15 protein-coding genes, 1 tRNA gene and 2 pseudogenes are annotated in these 18198 nt (G+C 51.0%); 10 read left to right on the forward strand and 8 right to left on the reverse strand.

The annotated features are described in order from the left end of the window. Positions 1-237 precede the first annotated feature (237 nt). From FY046_RS11205 to FY046_RS11220, 4 genes are all read left to right on the forward strand, one after another. Complete coding sequence (locus tag FY046_RS11205; RefSeq protein ID WP_446186046.1) at positions 238-1251, forward strand: HNH endonuclease; 1014 nt, start codon at positions 238-240, stop codon at positions 1249-1251. Continuing rightward, positions 1251-1835, forward strand: coding sequence for a class I SAM-dependent methyltransferase (locus FY046_RS11210; protein WP_446186047.1), 585 nt, complete (start codon positions 1251-1253; stop codon positions 1833-1835). Before FY046_RS11205 ends, FY046_RS11210 begins: the two co-directional genes overlap by 1 nt. 223 nt (positions 1836-2058) lie before the next feature. Further along, positions 2059-2397 (forward strand): endoribonuclease SymE, encoded by a 339-nt coding sequence (gene symE / locus FY046_RS11215; RefSeq protein WP_212813670.1) that lies wholly within the window; start codon positions 2059-2061, stop codon positions 2395-2397. Positions 2398-2701: 304 nt separating this feature from the next. Beyond that, positions 2702-3601, forward strand: coding sequence for a DNA adenine methylase (locus FY046_RS11220; protein ID WP_446186048.1), 900 nt, complete (start codon positions 2702-2704; stop codon positions 3599-3601). Here the strand turns inward: FY046_RS11220 and FY046_RS11225 are convergent. Further along, a complete protein-coding gene (locus FY046_RS11225; RefSeq protein ID WP_446186049.1) occupies positions 3590-4240 on the reverse strand; it encodes a hypothetical protein in 651 nt (216 codons plus the stop codon). The genes FY046_RS11220 and FY046_RS11225 overlap by 12 nt on opposite strands. Positions 4241-4517: 277 nt before the next feature. Here FY046_RS11225 and FY046_RS11230 point away from each other — a divergent pair. Then, positions 4518-4970, forward strand: a pseudogene (locus tag FY046_RS11230) (hypothetical protein); the annotation flags it as partial. Between the two features lie 39 nt (positions 4971-5009). Here the strand turns inward: FY046_RS11230 and FY046_RS11235 are convergent. From FY046_RS11235 to FY046_RS11250, 4 genes and pseudogenes are all read right to left on the reverse strand, one after another. Next, complete coding sequence (locus tag FY046_RS11235; RefSeq protein ID WP_446186050.1) at positions 5010-5957, reverse strand: sce7725 family protein; 948 nt, start codon at positions 5955-5957, stop codon at positions 5010-5012. Between the two features lie 18 nt (positions 5958-5975). After that, positions 5976-6731: a sce7726 family protein gene (locus FY046_RS11240; RefSeq protein WP_446186051.1), complete on the reverse strand. Its 756-nt coding sequence runs from the start codon at positions 6729-6731 to the stop codon at positions 5976-5978. Positions 6732-7030: 299 nt separating this feature from the next. Beyond that, a pseudogene (locus tag FY046_RS11245) lies at positions 7031-8332 on the reverse strand (tyrosine-type recombinase/integrase). Between the two features lie 138 nt (positions 8333-8470). Further along, positions 8471-8555: transfer RNA gene (locus FY046_RS11250), tRNA-Leu, on the reverse strand. A gap of 307 nt (positions 8556-8862) precedes the next feature. Between FY046_RS11250 and FY046_RS11255 the strand changes: the two genes are divergently transcribed. Further along, positions 8863-9378 carry a DUF2501 domain-containing protein gene (locus tag FY046_RS11255; RefSeq protein ID WP_159337329.1) on the forward strand — a complete coding sequence of 172 codons (516 nt, stop codon included), beginning with the start codon at positions 8863-8865 and terminating at the stop codon, positions 9376-9378. Between the two features lie 72 nt (positions 9379-9450). On the opposite strand, the gene FY046_RS11260 is transcribed toward FY046_RS11255, so the two are convergent. Next, a complete protein-coding gene (locus FY046_RS11260) occupies positions 9451-10071 on the reverse strand; it encodes a LysE family translocator (RefSeq protein ID WP_446186052.1) in 621 nt (206 codons plus the stop codon). A gap of 130 nt (positions 10072-10201) precedes the next feature. Here FY046_RS11260 and FY046_RS11265 point away from each other — a divergent pair, with 130 nt between their 5' ends. After that, positions 10202-11704: a helicase HerA-like C-terminal domain-containing protein gene (locus FY046_RS11265; protein ID WP_133843971.1), complete on the forward strand. Its 1503-nt coding sequence runs from the start codon at positions 10202-10204 to the stop codon at positions 11702-11704. A gap of 7 nt (positions 11705-11711) precedes the next feature. Then, positions 11712-13007: a DUF445 domain-containing protein gene (locus tag FY046_RS11270; protein WP_446186053.1), complete on the forward strand. Its 1296-nt coding sequence runs from the start codon at positions 11712-11714 to the stop codon at positions 13005-13007. A 659-nt stretch (positions 13008-13666) separates the two neighbouring features. Here the strand turns inward: FY046_RS11270 and lptG are convergent. Together lptG and lptF are read right to left on the reverse strand one after the other, a co-directional pair. After that, positions 13667-14743, reverse strand: coding sequence for an LPS export ABC transporter permease LptG (gene lptG / locus FY046_RS11275; RefSeq protein WP_167863394.1), 1077 nt, complete (start codon positions 14741-14743; stop codon positions 13667-13669). After that, positions 14743-15843, reverse strand: coding sequence for an LPS export ABC transporter permease LptF (gene lptF / locus FY046_RS11280; protein ID WP_159337326.1), 1101 nt, complete (start codon positions 15841-15843; stop codon positions 14743-14745). The genes lptG and lptF overlap by 1 nt, the downstream gene beginning before the upstream one ends. Positions 15844-16099: 256 nt before the next feature. Here lptF and pepA point away from each other — a divergent pair, with 256 nt between their 5' ends. Both pepA and FY046_RS11290 read left to right on the forward strand, forming a co-directional pair. Continuing rightward, a complete protein-coding gene (gene pepA, locus FY046_RS11285; RefSeq protein WP_133843979.1) occupies positions 16100-17608 on the forward strand; it encodes a leucyl aminopeptidase in 1509 nt (502 codons plus the stop codon). A gap of 134 nt (positions 17609-17742) precedes the next feature. Next, complete coding sequence (locus FY046_RS11290) at positions 17743-18198, forward strand: DNA polymerase III subunit chi (RefSeq protein ID WP_133843981.1); 456 nt, start codon at positions 17743-17745, stop codon at positions 18196-18198.

Below are 18198 nucleotides of genomic sequence, written 5' to 3' on the forward strand. Positions count from 1 at the left end.
CAATGATTATCATTAAGATAACTAAACCTATCATGATTCACTGTAGAAACAATGATATAAACGTCCAATTCCTGTGCCTTTAAGGTGAAGAGTCCAGTCTGGTTTCAGCTGCACCGTCCCACTCATTTTTGCGAGGCATCCCGCATTTTTGGTTTACAACCACCCCCGTTTGTTATGTGATCACGTTACTTGTCCGGCTTACACTCCGGGCGCACACCGTAGCGGAACACATCTTCTATGCGCTTCTATCAGACCGATCCGACGCTGGAGAACTACTGGCGCGGGGTGATCCTTTTTGGCAGGAATGTTGCCTCGTACAAATTCGCCCTCGCCCATGCGCTGTACGATTTGCAGCACCATCAGGACGACCTGATCACGCTGGAAACCCTGGCTGCACCCTTTGCTCGCCATCTCTGCACGCACCTGCACCATGCGCCGAAACAAATCACCTCTCGCGGCAGCCAGTTTCTGGCGAGCTGCGTACAGTTCAATAACGATGAGATCGATGAAGCGCAGCTGATTGAACAGACCGTGCGCCATGGCTTTGCCAACGTGATTGATGCTTTCCATAACGTTAACCGCGCAGAGATCGATAAACGCTTTTTTATCGACGAACGTAAATCCAGCAAAGGCATCCGCCTGACCGATAACTTCTACCAGCTGACGCAGACCACGCAGTTTCACAACCTGGTGAAGGAAACCGACGCCCGCTGGCGGCTGGTCGAACAGGCCTGGGCGCTCGGTGTTTCCAGCCACCTGATCGCGGTGGAGTATGACCCGGAAGATCAGCTGCTGTTCAGCCGCCAGAACAAGCGTCGCGTCAATATCACCCGTTGCCGCGACAGCCTGAACGGCTACCAGAAGGGCCGCTGTTTCTACTGCTATCGCGATATCAGCCTGCAATCCGGCCACGAGAACCTGGCCGACGTGGACCACTTCATCCCCTGGATGCTCAACGCCACCCACGCCAACCTGAACGGCGTTTGGAACCTGGTGCTGGCGTGCAGGAACTGCAATCGCGGCCAGGGAGGCAAGTCTGCACTTATTCCATCAGTGGAACTGCTGGAACGGCTGGAGGATCGTAACGAATACTTTATTAACAGCCACTTGCCGCTGCATGAAACCCTGACAGAACAGACAGGTAAAACATTTCACCAACGCCATGATTTTCTGCAAACCCAGTGGCAGAACGCGCGTAATGCCGGACTAAGCACCTGGCATCCCACCGCGCAGGGAGACGCTATTTTCTGATGAACAACGACTACTACCAGCAGCATGCCGAGCGATTTTTCACTGAGACGGTGACTGTGGATATGTCGGCACTGTATCAGCCGTTTGTCGCACACCTGAAACCCGGCGCACGCATCCTGGATGCCGGGTGCGGCTCCGGGCGTGATGCCAGGGCGTTTCACGAAATGGGATATGACGTGGAAGCGTTCGATGCCTCTGACGAACTGGTGGAGCTTGCGCGCCAGCACAGCGGTCTGCCCGTTGAGCAGAAGCGCTTCGAGGACGTCACCGACGTGGAGCGCTATGACGGCATCTGGTGCTGCGCTTCGCTGCTGCATGTGCCGCTGGCAGAGTTGCCTGAAGTACTGGCGCGGTTAGCCAGGGCGTTGAAACCGGACGGGGTTTGGTATCTGTCGTTTAAATATGGCAGCGGGGAAAGGGAGAAAGATGGACGTGTGTTTACGGATATGGATGAAATAAAGTTAAACGATCTTATCGCGGATTTAGAAAATATCGTTCTGCTGGATACCTGGATAACCGGGGATAAACGGCCCGAACGCCAGAACGAAAAATGGTTAAATTCATTATTGAGAAAAAATAAATAATTGAAACTCAATATGGAATGAAAAATATAAATAGCTATCGCAATGCGGAGTTGCATCCCTTTCATTACTTTTCTGAGCCATGCTGCATTTTTTAACATTGACTGTATTTGCAGAGTGCTTAGTTTTTACTGCTGGTTATAATAACAGGGTAATTAATCGCGGCATGAAGGTGCTAGGAACACCGTCATACCGCTAACCGCAACAACTATCAGGAGTAGTTATCATGGCTGAGCAGGATTGTAATACAGACGTTGTTAAATCAGAAGTCACCGCGCCCACGCTGCGCCATTTAACCGTGACTTATGCGAGCACCTATCCAGATTACCAGCAGATCCCGGCGCTGAGCATCAAAGGGAAATGGCTGGAAGCCGCAGGTTTTGCCACCGGCACCAAAGTTGATATCCGCGTGATGAAGGGTTGCCTGGTGATCACTGCCCTCACCCCACCGGATGAACCGGCGATCATGTCCTCGCTGCGTAAAGTCTGCACGCTGTCGGTACGTAAGCAGCGCCAGGTGGAGGAGTTTATCGGGGTGATTGCGGGGAAACGGGTGCGAGGGTAAGGGCTGAGGGAGAGTCCCGCTGTGAAGAGCGGGATTCGTACGAATTCATGCAGAAAAAATCGGTAATACATTGAAAAAATTGTAAATAAATTTGATTAAAAGCCTTTCTAGGTAAATTTTCGTTAAGTTTATGCGTATGTTAAAACGGTATTTCCAAAACCAAAATTAAAGTGTTGTACAGGAGGATACTGTTACAAAAGGGTTTAGGTACTGTTATCATGTCCTAAAGGTTTTAAGCAATCTGGCATGGACTTTAGCCTGTAAGATAAATTCAGTCAGAGATAAATTTGAGAATGAATATATTATGAAAAAAATACCACATCCAATTCCCTATCAAGGAAGCAAACGAAAATTAGCGCCAGTCATTTATAGCGTTATACCTCGCGACATTCGTTTTTTTTATGAACCGTTTGCTGGCTCAGCTGCAATGACCCTTTTCATGGCAGAGAACAATGCAGCGGAGCGATTTGTAATTGGTGATAAATTTCCTTCAATCATTAAGTTATGGGAAATGATGGTTAACAGCCCTGATCAAATCATTGAACAATATTCATTAATTTGGCAAGGCTTTGATGGTGAAAACCATAAATATTTTAATGAGATACGTGATCTATATAATGAAACTAAAGAACCAGCTGCTTTACTTTATTTAGTATGTCGGTGTGTGAAAAACGCAGTTCGTTTTAATTCGAAAGGTAAGTTTACACAATCTGCTGACAAACGTAGAAAAGGGATGTCTCCAGAGAAAATGGCAGCAGCTATTGAAGGTGCATCTAAGCTACTTAAAGGGCGCGTTGAATTTCGTATAGGTGATTGGAAAGATACTTCGCGCGATGCGGAAAGTCCTGACTTTGTTTATATGGATCCACCTTATTTAGGGACTACGATTGGAAAAGACAAGAGGTACCACGAGCAACTTGAAGTAGACTCGCTTGTATCTGGCCTAGAATCATTTAATAAAAAAGACATTAGATTTGCGCTATCATATGATGGAATGACAGGTGATAAAGAATATGGCCCTGCCCTGCCAGAAAATTTAGGAATGTCTAGATTATTAATTAATGCAGGACAATCAAGTCAGGCAACTTTAAATGGACTAAGAGCAGAAACAGTTGAGAGCCTTTATCTTTCAGAAAATATAAAGGCCCCCAAAAACACAAGATTAAATTTAAAAAGCACACAACAAGAAGAGCTATTTCCTTAAAAATCTAATCAAGAGGGTTTTGATATCAATGCCCTCTGATTTAGCTCTCGAGTGTAGCTCTTCGTAAGCTTCAACTTCTTCTTGGCCAGACCATGTGACACTTAATTGTCTAACGGGATTCATAGCAACATGTGAATACTCTTCAGGATTAGCCCAATAACAATTCATGCAAATACTATCACTCTGAATATTTATCCAATTTTCACATGATTCACAACTGAATGATTTAGCCCTTTGACTTGATGCATCAAGAAGCATGTATGCATTAGCGTTGAGCTCATCATGAGCTGAATCACCAGATACTTGATATGGAATCCTGTGGTCAATTTGTAAATAACGTGACTCTAACTTTTCGCCAGTAAGAGCATCACGAGAATCATATTTTCTAATTAGGGATTCTTTAAACTTTTTTGAGAATGATTTTCGCCCTCCGATACGGCCATTTTTTATTTTATCAGGACTGTCAAATCGGTAAGCAGCAATTTTCCTACCACTTCTATTATTGATAGTTGAGTAGGTTTCTAAAGGAATACCTTCTTCTCTCACATCTCTTATTGCTCTTGGAGGATGATCGTAACCATATGTTTCCTGTAAGTCTTCGGTAGTGATAAAGCCATGCTCAATAATATGGTCTATCACAGTCCTAGCACGTTTTCTCGTGACCTTCTCGCAAAGTGCCATTATGCGCGGATCTATACTGTATTTATTCATAGGATAAGGTAAACATATGAAATGGTTTTTGTCCATTCAGTGACAGAAGTTAATGTGTAGGACTAATGCTGATTCTGACCTGCTCACCATTGATTATCACACCGCAATGTTACTAATATCTTCATCAACAACGTGAGGACGCCCCTGTCAAGAATCGTCTTTCCAATTAACAGATCATCAACATCTCCGCGAGACCAAAAGCGGGATTTCCACCCGAGAGCTCTGCTGTAAGCATACCATCTCAGACACCAATTTTTACATAAGCCGTAAAAAATTCGGAGACATTGGAGTACCGGAAGTAAAGCATCTTAAGTAACTCGAAGAAAATAACTGTCACCTCAAGACGTTATTTACCGAAGCCATGCTGGTTAAGAAGGCGCTTCAGGTGGCTTTGAGTCGAAACTGCTGAAGACTGACCAAAAGCGTGAAGCAATAGAAGTAGAAGTAGAAGTAGAAGTAGAAGTAGAAGTAGAAGTAGAAGTAGAAGTAGAAGTAGAAGTAGAAGTAAAGTGTGAAGCAACTAGTCTGTCGCAAAGTCATGTCTGCCGGTTTGAAAGTTTTTCCCGGTCACTTGCCGCTACGAGGCGCAACGTCTGGTCGGATATGCGTATCTCTCTACACATATCACTCACTGGAACTGGAACGCACGCGCTTGGGTTGTATAAAAGAGGTGCAAAAACACCTCTTATTAATGTAATTATAAAATATTATTAATTAATTCAAAATGATTCTTTATTGTCATTTTTTTAATATAAGCTAGATTGGTTCGCTCACCCGGCGTATTATAAATGGCAATTAATTCTTGACAAGCAGAAGACCAATTTAAAATATCTGGTCTTTGATTAGTGACAAATGCCTCTAATTTTTCAAACGCTTCATCAATCAAAATAGCAACATCTTCAGCCGCCACTCTTGGATCTGACAAGAAATGATGAACCAGAATTTCCGTATGATCTACGTTCTCATAGGTAAGATGTATCACTGCTGTGACGGCTTGGCCGCCCCCCTCAACAAAATGATCACCCACTATTGAAAAATCACCAAACCCTTGAAATCCTAACTGCCGATAGTTGAGGTATAAATCTGAGAAAAACTCAATAATATTATTGGCATACCCAGCATTTGTCTGTGTGCGGTTTAGTCCATCATGTATTAATACTTTAAAAGTTTGATTGAAGTTTGACACATAACTCGCACTACATTTACCGTCAATGAATATATTGCTTTTGAATAAATTATCTGAGAGTTCAAGATTAAGAAGTTGCTGAGAATTAACATAACTTCCCTTGTGAACAATAGACTTTGCTTGCTGAGGATAAATATTGAAAAAAGAAATTACTTGTGTGGAGCTAGTAGTGTCATCGACAATAAAACCAAGCTCGACCTGCGGGTATAATTCGATAGCACCTTCAATTAAATCTTGCGCAAGCCTTTCATTTCCCTCTAGCTCGCCACACTTAGGATTAACTATCAATATCAACCTTGCATCTACATTGCTTGCATCCCTCAAGCAACTATATAAGTCTCTATTACTCTCTCTAACAGGCTCAATGATAATAGCCATATTTTTTTGAACTATTTTTGTCAAACATGACCTAACAGCTAATAACTCATATTGTTTTGCTCTTAAATAACAATAATACATCCTGTAATTCCTTATTAGTTAACATATAGTTTCTACCATGTTTTCCCTAAGTGTCATTAAGCTCTTTCGATTCAATCGCAAATTTAACAATGTAGCTAACAATGACTGAGGAAGAAAAAGGAAACAATCTTTTTCAAAACGCTCAAGTCCCCTTGCTGTTAATATTTTTAGCATTTCCATATGCGCATTTTCTATGTCCAGATCTAAAAAAACATTCCTGCACATTTCTTTAATATCGGCAGCTCTTCCAAAAGGTTTAGTGCCAATCACTTCCTCATATAGATAAAAATACTCGGAGGGCTTTAAACAATTAAACATTTTACTTTTAGATAGTGATGAAATATTCGAAATAGCCATTCGCTCACAATTCAAAACATTCCTTCCATTCAAGGTAATTATCCCAGTATTATCATGAACAACTTTTAGCGCTTGATTAATTTTATTTTCAGGGATAACGATATTAACATACTCAAAAACATCTTTATATACAGAGAGTTGCTCATCAAGCCGTTCAAATGAATCGAGTTCCGTTTTAATTTCGTAAGCAGTGGAAGTATCATTAAAAATAGCAACATCTGCGATACAACCATTTATTTTAAATTCATTTACATAACTTACATTACTAAACCTGTGCGTTTTTTTGATTATAGATTTTGCTATTTCGTTCTTATAAATATATTCATTCCTGTATTTTTTCTTCAGCAATGTATAAATTTCATCGTAAATTTTATATATAGGTTTATCTTTTGAGGTATAAGAAGGGTAGTTATCCATAAGAATCCCCTTAAATAACTCAAACCTATTCTTTTTCGCTATTTCCAATACCACATTACGACTAAATATTTTACTTATCGCTTGATAATTCATTTTATTTCATACCAAAAAAAATTTGTCGTTCTTAAAAAGAATTAGTTAATCAATGACTCTATCGATAAACTACAAAGTAATATGATCAAAAAACCTATTCTTGTCAAACTATTATCAATATAAATCAAAAACCGAAACACAACAAATAACATTTAACATCAATTAGTTATCTCCATGTACATCTGTAATTTTGAAAATCAAATTTATTATTGCTTTCCGAAATCGCAGGGAGTGACATATCGCACCTTATTGACATCAAGATAATCTGCCCACCATTGAACCATTAACCTACGCTCATCCAGATGTTCAGATGTTCAGATGTATGAATATAAGCAGCCCTCACGTTATTACGTTCTGTATGGCTCAACTGCCGCTCTATCGCATCATCACTCCATAATCCCGATTCCCCCAACGCTCCACGGGCCATCGTCCTGAAACCATGCCCGCAAACCTTAGTCTTAGTGTCATAGCCCATAGCCCATAGCCCATAGCCCATAGCCCATAGCGCGCAGAGCGTTATTGACCGTGTTTTCACTCATGACTTTCTTAGGGTCGTGATCCCCAGGAAACAGGCGTTCATTATCACCGCTCAACTGCTTCAGTCGCTCCAGTAGAGTGAGTGCCTGCCGACTAAGAGGAACAATATGCTCCTCTTTCATCTTCATTCCACGATGGGAATAACGAACGCCTTTTATCTCTTCTCGCTTCGCCGGGATTCGCCAGAGAGATTTGTCTAAATCAAACTCATCCCAGCGGGCAAAACGTAATTCACTGGAACGGACAAACGTCAGTAGTGAAAGCTCAACCGCGATACGTGTGATTAGTCGGCCTCGGTATGCAGCGAGGCGCTCCAGAAACTCGGGGAAACGGCTAAAGGGCAATGCAGGATAATGCCGTGCTTTTGTCGTAGCAAGCGCACCAGTCATATCAACCGCCGGATTCGTATCGATGTAATCATTCTGCACTGCATAACGCATAATCGCCGTGACACGCTGCTGAAGACGTTGAGCAACATCCTGCCTGCCACTGGCATCGACGGTTTTGATTGGTGCAAGTAGCTGACTGGTTTTCAACTTCCTGATATCTGCAGAACCAATATGAGGGAAAATATACAGCTCAAGGTAGCGCAGTATCCTGGCACGAAGGCCATCACTCCAGCGCTTATTGCTCTCATGCCATTCACGGGCGATAGTTTCAAAGGTGTAAGATCCAGCGGATTCGGCTTGCGACTCTTTCTGCTCAGCTTTGGGGTCTATCCCTTGCCCTAACTGCTTTTTAGCTTCTCCACGCTTAACGCGTGCCTCCGCAAGCGTCACTGTAGGCCAGACACCAAACGCCAGACGGTCTTCTTTTTTGTCAGCGGGACACCGGTACTTCATCCGCCAGTACTTTGATCCTTTGGTAGACACCTCAAGATACAAACCGCCACCGTCGGCCATTTTATAGTTTTTTTCTTTGGGTTTTACGGTTTCGACCTGGCGGGCGTTGAGCTTCTTTTGGGGGTACATTTTCTATCGAAGTGAGGATGCCCCCAGCGATGCCAGGATTGCAACGGATGTGCCCGGACGAATTTGGAGCAAAAAAAAAGCCTTTCGGCTTTTTTTCAGTAACTTACGGACTGTTACGGACGTTCTCAAACATACTTATGGTGCCGAAGGCCGGAATCGAACCGGCACATCTCTCGATGGTTGATTTTGAATCAACTGCGTCTACCGATTTCGCCACTTCGGCACTGAAGGGTATGCGGAAAACGTTGTGGATTATACCGTTACCTCCTGCATACGCAACCCTATTCCGCAGGGTATGCGTCTGAGTGCTGAAAAAACGTGCGCCGGGCCAGCGTATTGATATCCCGTTCGGGCGTGACGTGCCCCGCCCCTGTGATGTTTCAGTGCAGATAATTCTTAAACCCTGGACCATAATGGCTGTACGGCGCTGTGCAGTGGAACTCACCCGCTCTCCGGCAGTCGGAACAATCAGATATCAGCGCGTGGCCAGGAGGGCGGCGTGCGTCACATCACATCGAATAGGGCTAACAATGAAAGCAGCAATGAAATGGGTTCTGGCAGGTTCAGTGACCACCGCACTGTTCAGCGCCACGGCGGGTGCCGCCAGCTGGCAGGATCAGCTTAACTCAGCCGCCAGCGCGCTGGGCCAGAACAACAGCAGCACCACCAATACCTCCGGTGCGAACGCAGCGCCTGCGGGCAACTCGCTGGGTGCGTTGACCGGGTTACTGAACGGCGGCAGCCAGTCGCTCAGCGCAGGCACCATGACCAATGCGGCGGGTGTGCTGGAGTACTGTGTGAAAAACAATATTGTCGATAACAATGTGTCATCGGTGAAAGACAAACTGCTCGGTAAGCTGGGGCTGGCGGATACGCAGAAGCAGCAGGAAACCACCGACTATAAGCAGGGCCTGATGGGTCTGCTTAACACCGGCAACAATCAGCAGGTGAACCTGAAATCGCTGGGTGATACCGCCATCGGCAAGAAGGTGAAAACCAAAGCCTGTGATCTGGTGCTGAAACAGGGTAAACAGTTTATCTCGTAATCTCTCTCTTAAGGCGGCAGGGCTGTCCCCTTGCCGCCTTCTTCCCCCCGGCCACCGTTGTGTGGCCTTTTTTTATTTTACCATCAGCCGAATGCCCAGCAGCGCCATCACGCCGCCCCCTAGACGGTCGAGCGGAGCTTTAAAGCGCAGATAGGTGTTGCGCGGCCCGCGTGACGACAGCGCATAAGCCACAAACAGATACCACAGGCCATCCACCATCATCGCCACCAGCGGGATGGCAATCAGCATGCCGTTGCTCACATGGGCAGGCAGCAGCGCGGCAAACACCCCGGCGAACACCATCGCGGTTTTAGGATTACTGATCTGGGTGGTAAAGGCGGTGAGAAAGGCGCGCTTCAGGGTTTTACCGTTGCTGCCTGGCAGGTCCAGCATCAGCGGTTCGCGGGCACCGCGAAACATCTTGTACGCCATCCACAGCAGGTACAGGCCCCCCGCCGTCTTCAGCGTCAGCCACAGCACAGGTACGGCATTTAACAGCGTATGCAGCCCCATCAGGGCGATAATGGCGAAGATCAGGCTACCCGCGCCCATGCCCAGCGCGGCACCGATGCCGGCACGGCGTGAGGAGGCAACAGCGGTACGCGCCACCAGAATAAAGCTCGGTCCCGGACTGATGGCACCCAGCGCCAGCGCACCGCCGATTGAAATCACAGAAAGTACTGCTGCATCCATCTTCCACCTCCATCATGTAATATCGTCTAACTTACTGAGAGTGGACATTAACTGGCAAGCCGTAATTGACGGAGACGCCTGCTATGCTTACAAAATATTCTCCGTCTTACCACCAAAGGGATCGTTGACGATGACCGAGCCGCTGCTGATTGCCCAGACCACGGAACAACAACTGCATTTGCTGCCCGCGATGGCGAACCGCCACGGGCTGATCACGGGTGCAACCGGCACCGGTAAAACCGTCACGCTGCAAAAGCTGGCGGAGAGCTTCTCGAATATCGGCGTGCCGGTGTTTATGGCCGATGTAAAAGGTGATTTAACCGGGGTTGCCAAAGCCGGGACGGAGTCAGAGAAACTGCTCGCCCGTCTGGCGAAGATTGGCGTCACGGACTGGTCACCGCAGGGTAATCCGGTGGCGCTGTGGGATATCTTTGGCGAACGCGGCCACCCGGTGCGCGCCACGGTATCGGACCTCGGGCCACTGCTGCTGGCACGCCTGCTGAATCTGAACGACGTACAGAGCGGCGTATTGCAGATTATCTTCCGTGTGGCCGATGACCAGGGCCTGCTGCTGCTCGATTTTAAGGATCTGCGCGCCGCCACGCAGTATATCGGCGAGAACGCCAAAGCGTTCCAGACCCAGTACGGCAATATCAACAGCGCCTCGGTGGGCGCTATCCAGCGCGGGCTGCTGTCGCTGGAGCAGCAGGGAGCGGAATACTTCTTTGGTGAGCCGATGCTGGATATCAAAGACTGGATGCGCACCGATGAGAACGGCAAAGGGATAATCAACATCCTCGCGTCGGAGAAGCTGTACCAGATGCCAAAACTGTACGCCACCAGCCTGCTGTGGCTGCTTTCGGAGCTGTATGAGCAACTGCCGGAGGCGGGGGATCTGGAGAAGCCGAAACTGGTGTTCTTCTTTGATGAGGCGCATCTGCTGTTTGACGATGCGCCCGCAGTGCTGCTGGATAAGATCGAGCAGGTGATCCGTCTGATCCGCTCGAAAGGCGTGGGCGTGTGGTTTGTCTCACAGAACCCGTCGGATGTGCCGGATGCGGTGCTCGGCCAGCTGGGTAACCGCGTGCAGCATGCCCTGCGTGCCTTTACCCCGAAAGACCAGAAGGCGGTCAAGGTGGCAGCGCAGACCATGCGTGCCAACCCGGCGTTTGATACCGTGACGGCCATTCAGGAGCTCGGCACCGGTGAAGCGCTGATCTCCTTCCTCGATGAGAAAGGCAGCCCCTCTGTGGTGCAGCGTGCGATGGTCATTGCCCCCGGTTCCCGCATGGGGCCGGTAACCGACGACGAGCGTAACGGGCTGATTAACCACTCGTCCCTCTCCGGCAAATATGAAGAAGCTGTCGATCGCGAATCCGCTTACGAGATGCTGCAAAAAGGGATACAGAACGCCACGAACAGCGCCAGCGCTCCCGCCGCCAAAGGCGAAAACGTGGCGGTGGATAACGGTATTCTCGGCGGGCTGAAGGACATTCTGTTCGGCACCACCGGGCCGCGCGGCGGCAAGCATGATGGCGTGGTGCAGAGCGTGGCCAAAAGCGCGGCGCGACAGATCACCAATCAAATCATCCGTGGTGTGTTAGGCAGCATTATGGGCGGAAGGAAACGATAAGGGCTTTATGGATAAGGAACGTGAGTTAATCCGGGCGAAGCGCCTGCCGTTAGTGTTGCTGGTCGGTGCGGCGCTGTTGTTTATCGCCACCATTCTCTGGCCGCTGTACTGGCCGCCCAATCCCTGGGTCGCCGGGCTGAAAGCGGTGGCAGAGGCGTCGATGGTCGGGGCACTGGCGGACTGGTTCGCGGTCAGCGCGCTGTTCCGCCGGGTGCCGATCCCACTGGCGGGCCGTCATACGGCGATTATCCCGCGTAATAAGGATCGTATCGCCGACAATCTCGCCCTGTTCGTGCAGGACAAATTCCTCAATACCGATTCGCTGCTGGCGCTGATCCGCCGCCATAATCCGGCGCAGATTATTGCTAACTGGCTGAGCCACCCGGACAACGCCGCCCGCCTGAGCGGGATGGTGCTGAAAACCGTGCGCGGCTTTCTCGATCTGGCCGACGATCAGCGTATTCAGGGGTTTATGCGCCGGGCGATCCACAAAGCGATTGATAAAGTGGATCTCAGCCAGTCGGCGGCCATGATCCTCGAAAGTCTGACGAAAAATAACCGCCATCAGCAGCTGCTGGACGATGCGCTGGCGCAGATCCTGCAACTGGTGAACAAGCCCGGCACACATGAGTTTATCGCCCATCAGGTGGTGAGCTGGCTGAAGCGCGAGCATCCGCTGAAGGAGAAGATGCTGCCGAGCGAGTGGCTGGGAGAGAAAAGCGCCGAGCTGGCGGCCAATGCGGTGCAGTCGATCCTCACCGAGATTGAACACGATGATGCGCACCAGCTGCGCCAGGGCTTTAACCGCGCCGTGCAGCGGCTGATTACCCGCCTGCGTAACGACCCGGAGATGGCGGAGAAAGCGGAAGAGATTAAAGCATATCTGAAGCAGGATGAGACGCTGAACCGCTATATCGGCCAGCTGTGGAATGATTTGCGAGGCTGGCTGAAAGACGATCTGGAGCGCCCCGACTCCACGCTGCACGCCAAAGTGAGTGCTGCCGGGCAGTGGTTCGGCGAAACCCTGATGCAGGATGAGCCGCTGCGCAACTCACTCAACCAGCACATGGAAGAGGCCGCCAGCAACGTGGCACCGGAGTTCTCGGCGTTTCTCAGCCGTCATATCAGCGATACGGTGAAGAGCTGGGACGCGGCGGATATGTCGCATCAGGTGGAGCTGAATATCGGCAAGGATTTGCAGCGCATCCGCATTAACGGCACGTTAGTCGGTGGGGTGATTGGGTTGATTTTGTATCTGCTGTCGCTGGTGCCGCAACTGCTGGAAAGGACGCAGGTGCTGTAGAGGCTTAACGGACAGGGCCAGGTCAAGGGCATTTCGCTTTCCCACTGCGTGGGCTGAGCGACAAGGGGCGGCCAGTCGCCGCCGCCCCTTGACCCCGGGCTTGCGGCAGGCGAACCGCCCGCTTCGCGCGTGCCTTCGTCAGCTCTGTTCACCAACGGACCGTTCGTGACGGTACGTCCTGTACCGGCACGAACTTTCGCCGACGTCCTGTCGGCTCATCCTGGTTCTCTTCGCCTCCTCAGCGATTCTTAATTTCCGCCTGAAAGTCAACATCCCAGGTCAAACCCAAACCAAACCAAACCAAACCAAACCAAAAAGTGTTTCTGGTTTGGGTTTTGACGTTGAGGCGGCATCTTAGCTGCGCCGAAGGAAATCGGATTTCCAGGACGCGCCAACAGGACGTTGGCGAGAGGGTGTGCCGGGACAGGGACGTCCCGTCACACCCGGTCCGGCAGGAAAGTCGATTTTCTGAGGGAACCCGCTGAAAGCGGGCGCGGCGCCTGCCGCAAGCCCGGGGGTGAAGGGGGAAGGGGCGACTGCCTTCCCCCTTCCCGACCGCCTGCAAGGCGGCCGGAACGCCCTTGACGTTGACCTGGCTTTAACCCCACAGGCTGACCAAAACAAAAAGTCCGCCTTCGGGATAGGCCGGAGCCCCCTGATTACCGCCGCTTCAGCAGCATAAACACACTGATGGCAAAGAACGCGGCACTCGGCAGCAGCGCGCCCAGCAATGGCGGAATGTTATACACCAGGCTCAACGGCCCAAAGATCTGGTCCAGCACGTAGAACAGGAAGCCAAAACTGATCCCGGTGACCACGCGCATCCCCATCGACACGCTGCGCAGCGGGCCAAAGATAAACGACAGGGCCATCAGCATCATCACCGCCACCGACAGCGGCTGGAAGATCTTGCTCCACATGTTCAGCTCGTAGCGGCCAGACACCTGCCCACTCTGCTTCAGATACTTCGTATAGTTATACAGCCCGGTGATCGACAGCGCCGTTGGGTCCAGCGCCACCACACCCAGCTTGTCCGGGGTCAGGGTGGTTTTCCATTCGCCACTCAGCGTCTGGGTGCCTTTCACCTGCTGCGGGTCCGTCAGGTCTGACTGATCCACCTGCGCCAGCTCCCACAGTTTTTTCTCCGCGTTGTACTGGGCAGAGGCGGCATAGCGCACGGTTTGCAAACGGCGCTCTTTGTTAAAGCTGTAAATACTGATGCCCGCCAGCTGGTTGTCGCCGCGAATACGTTCGATAAAGATAAAGTTATCGCCGTCTTTCGCCCACAGCCCGCTCTGCGTGGAGAGCAGCGAACCGCCCACCAGCTGCTGCGCACGGTAGTTACGCGCCATCTGCTCACCCTGCGGGGCCACAAACTCACCGATGGCCATGGTCAGCAGCACCAGCGGGATCGCGGTTTTCATCACCGAGGCGGCAATCTGCATACGGGTAAAACCGGAAGCCTGCATCACCACCAGCTCGCTGCGCTGGGCCAGCGTACCTAAGCCCAGCAGTGCCCCGAGCAGCGCGGCCATCGGGAAGAAGATCTCAATATCTTTCGGCACACTCAGCAGGGTATACAGCCCGGCACCGAGCGCGGTGTATTCGCCCTGCCCGGTTTTACGCAGCTGATCGACAAATTTGATGATGCCGGAGAGCGACACCAGCATAAACAGCGTCGCCATAATCGTATTGAAAATCGTTTTACCGATATATTTGTCAAGAACGCCAAACATCAGACCGATCCTCCGCGAGTGAAACGCGCGCGCAGTCGGCGCATTGGCACCGTATCCCACGCATTCAGCAGTACGGCCAGCGCCAGATACCCGAGGTTAACCCCCCACATCCACAGAGCCGGATCGAGGCGCCCCTTATTGCCGCTGGAGCGCAGCGAACTTTGCAGCAGGAAGAACACCAGATAGAGCAGCATCGCTGGCAGCATCGACAGCACGCGTCCCTGACGCGGGTTGACCACGCTGAGCGGCACCACCATCAGCGCCATGATCAGCACCGAGAACACCAGCGTCAGTCGCCAGTGCAGCTCACTGCGGAAATCAGGTTTATCAGAGTGCCACAGCTCGCCGAAGCTCATCTGCTCAGAGTCATTCGGGTCAAGGGTAGCGGTCTGATGGCCGACAATCGCCTGATAATTTTTGAAGTCAGTAATGCGGAAGTCACGCAGCAGCGCAGTGCCTTCGAAACGGGTGCCGCTGTCGAGCGTCACCACCTGCGAACCGTCTTTACGCTGTTCCATATGTCCATGGTCAGCGACCACCACGGACGGCCGGGCATTGCCTTTCGGCCGCAACTGCGCGAGGAAAACATTGCCAAAATTGTTGCCTTTGACGTTTTCGATAAACAGCACAGATTGACCATCGCCAGACTGCTGGAACTGACCGGCGGCCAGCGCAGCGGCGCCCGGGTTCGCTTTCGCGTTCTGCATCACTTCACTTTGATAACGAGAAGACCACGGCCCCATCCAGCCGACGTTGACCGCGGCAACCAATGCCGTGAACAACATCAGGATCATCGCCGCCTTCACCAGCACGCTCTTGCCTAAACCACAGGCGTGCATCACGGTGATTTCACTCTCGGTGTATAATCGGCCAAGCGTCATCAAAATGGCTAAAAAGAGGCTTAACGGCAGGATCAGCTGCGCCATCTCGGGCACGCCAAGGCCCAATAAGGTCAGCACTAAATTTGTAGGAATTTCGCCATCCACCGCGGCTCCCAGTATCCTGACTAACTTCTGACAAAAGAAGATCAGCAGCAGGATGAACAGGATAGCCAGCTGGCTTTTGAGCATTTCCCGAACCAGATATCTAATAATGATCACGCTGAGTACGCCTGTGAAAACTTGTCTTTTTGCAGGAAAATCGCTAGTTTCATCGCTTATACGCCATTTATTCTCATCAATGGCCCATGTCACTACTAAAATAGTATGACAACAACCGCGTTCTGGTGATGCAAAAAAAAATAATCCTCACCAAAACCCAATCTGACAACAGCGTTATGCGACAGCGCTATACGTTACGAAAGCGGTCTATTCTAGCCGCAGCAAGCGCCGTTGTCTTTAAGATTCAGGAGAGTGCATGGAGTTCAGTGTAAAAAGCGGTAGCCCGGAAAAACAGCGCAGTGCCTGTATTGTGGTGGGCGTGTTTGAACCGCGCCGGTTGTCACCGATTGCTGAACAGCTGGATAAAATCAGCGATGGATACATTAGCGCCCTGCTGCGCCGTGGTGAACTGGAAGGAAAAGTCGGCCAGACTCTGCTGCTGCATCATGTGCCGAACATTCTCTCTGAACGTATCTTGCTGATTGGTTGTGGCAAGGAGCGTGAGCTGGATGAGCGTCAGTACAAGCAGGTCATTCAAAAGACCATTAACACGCTGAACGACACCGGATCGATGGAAGCCGTCTGCTTCCTCACCGAGCTGCACGTCAAAGGGCGCAACACCTACTGGAAAGTACGCCAGGCGGTAGAAACGTCAAAAGAGACGCTGTACAGCTTCGACCAGTTGAAAAGCAACAAGGTTGAGCCGCGTCGTCCGCTGCGCAAGCTGGTGTTCAACGTGCCGACGCGCCGCGAACTGACCAGCGGTGAACGTGCGATTCAGCACGGTCTGGCGGTGGCTGCGGGCGTTAAGGCCGCGAAAGATCTCGGCAATATGCCACCGAACATCTGTAACGCCGCTTATCTGGCGTCACAGGCGCGCCAGCTGGCGGATACCTGGGCCAACATCACCACCCGCGTCATCGGCGAACAGCAGATGAAAGAGCTGGGGATGAACGCCTATCTTGCCGTCGGGGCCGGTTCGCAGAACGAATCCCTGATGTCGGTGATCGAGTACAAAGGCAACCCGGATAAAGAAGCGCGTCCCATCGTGCTGGTCGGAAAAGGCGTGACCTTTGATACCGGCGGTATCTCGCTCAAGCCGGGCGAAGCGATGGACGAAATGAAGTACGATATGTGCGGGGCGGCCTCAGTGTACGGCGTCATGCGCATGGTTGCTGAGCTGGGTCTGCCGCTGAACGTGGTGGGCGTGCTGGCGGGCTGTGAAAACATGCCGGGTGGCCGCGCTTATCGTCCAGGTGACGTGCTGACCACCATGTCTGGCCAGACCGTAGAAGTGCTGAACACGGATGCGGAAGGTCGACTGGTTCTGTGCGATGCCCTGACCTACGTTGAGCGCTTTGACCCGGATGTGGTTATCGACGTGGCTACGCTGACCGGAGCCTGCGTGATTGCGCTGGGCCACCATATCAGCGGCCTGCTGTCGAACCACAACCCGCTGGCGCATGAACTGATTGGTGCTTCAGAACAAGCGGGCGATCGCGCGTGGCGTCTGCCGATGGCGGATGAATATCAGGAGCAGTTGGATTCCAATTTTGCCGATATGGCAAACATTGGCGGCCGCCCGGGTGGTGCCATCACCGCAGCCTGCTTCCTGGCGCGCTTCACGCGTAAGTACAACTGGGCACATCTTGATGTGGCCGGAACCGCCTGGCGTTCAGGAAAGGCCAAAGGCGCGACCGGTCGTCCGGTTGCCCTGCTGTCTCAGTTCCTGTTGAACCGCGCAGGTCTGAACGGCGACGATTAAACCGACGGTAACAGGTGCCTGCAGGGTGCCTCGTTCGGGTCAGGCATGCCTGACCCCTGCGACACCGCCATCGTATTTGCAGGGGCCAGGCATGCCTGGCCCCTGCGGATCTGACCAACCCAACTGGCATCATTATGAAAAACGCAACTTTCTATCTGCTGGAAACCGATACCCCGGTTGACGGGCTGAGCGCTCATGAAGCGCTGGTCTGCGATCTGGCTGAGGCCCGCTGGCGTGACGGGAAACGCGTGCTGATTGCCTGTGAAGACGAAGCGCAGGCCATCCGGCTGGATGAAGCCCTGTGGCAACGCCCGGCAAATGCCTTCGTGCCGCATAATCTGGCTGGAGAAGGCCCAAAGTATGGTGCCCCGGTCGAGCTGGCCTGGCCACAACGTCGCGGTAATTCACCGCGCGACCTGCTGATCAGCCTGCTGCCGCAGTTTGCAGATTTTGCCACCGCTTTCTATGAAGTGGTAGACTTCGTCCCCTATGAACCATCTTTGAAACAGCTGGCGCGCGACCGCTATAAAGCTTATCGCAGCGTTGGATTCCACTTGAATACGGCAACGCCCCCTTTGCCTAAGACATAG

Source organism: Erwinia sp. 1181_3 (assembly GCF_052824965.1).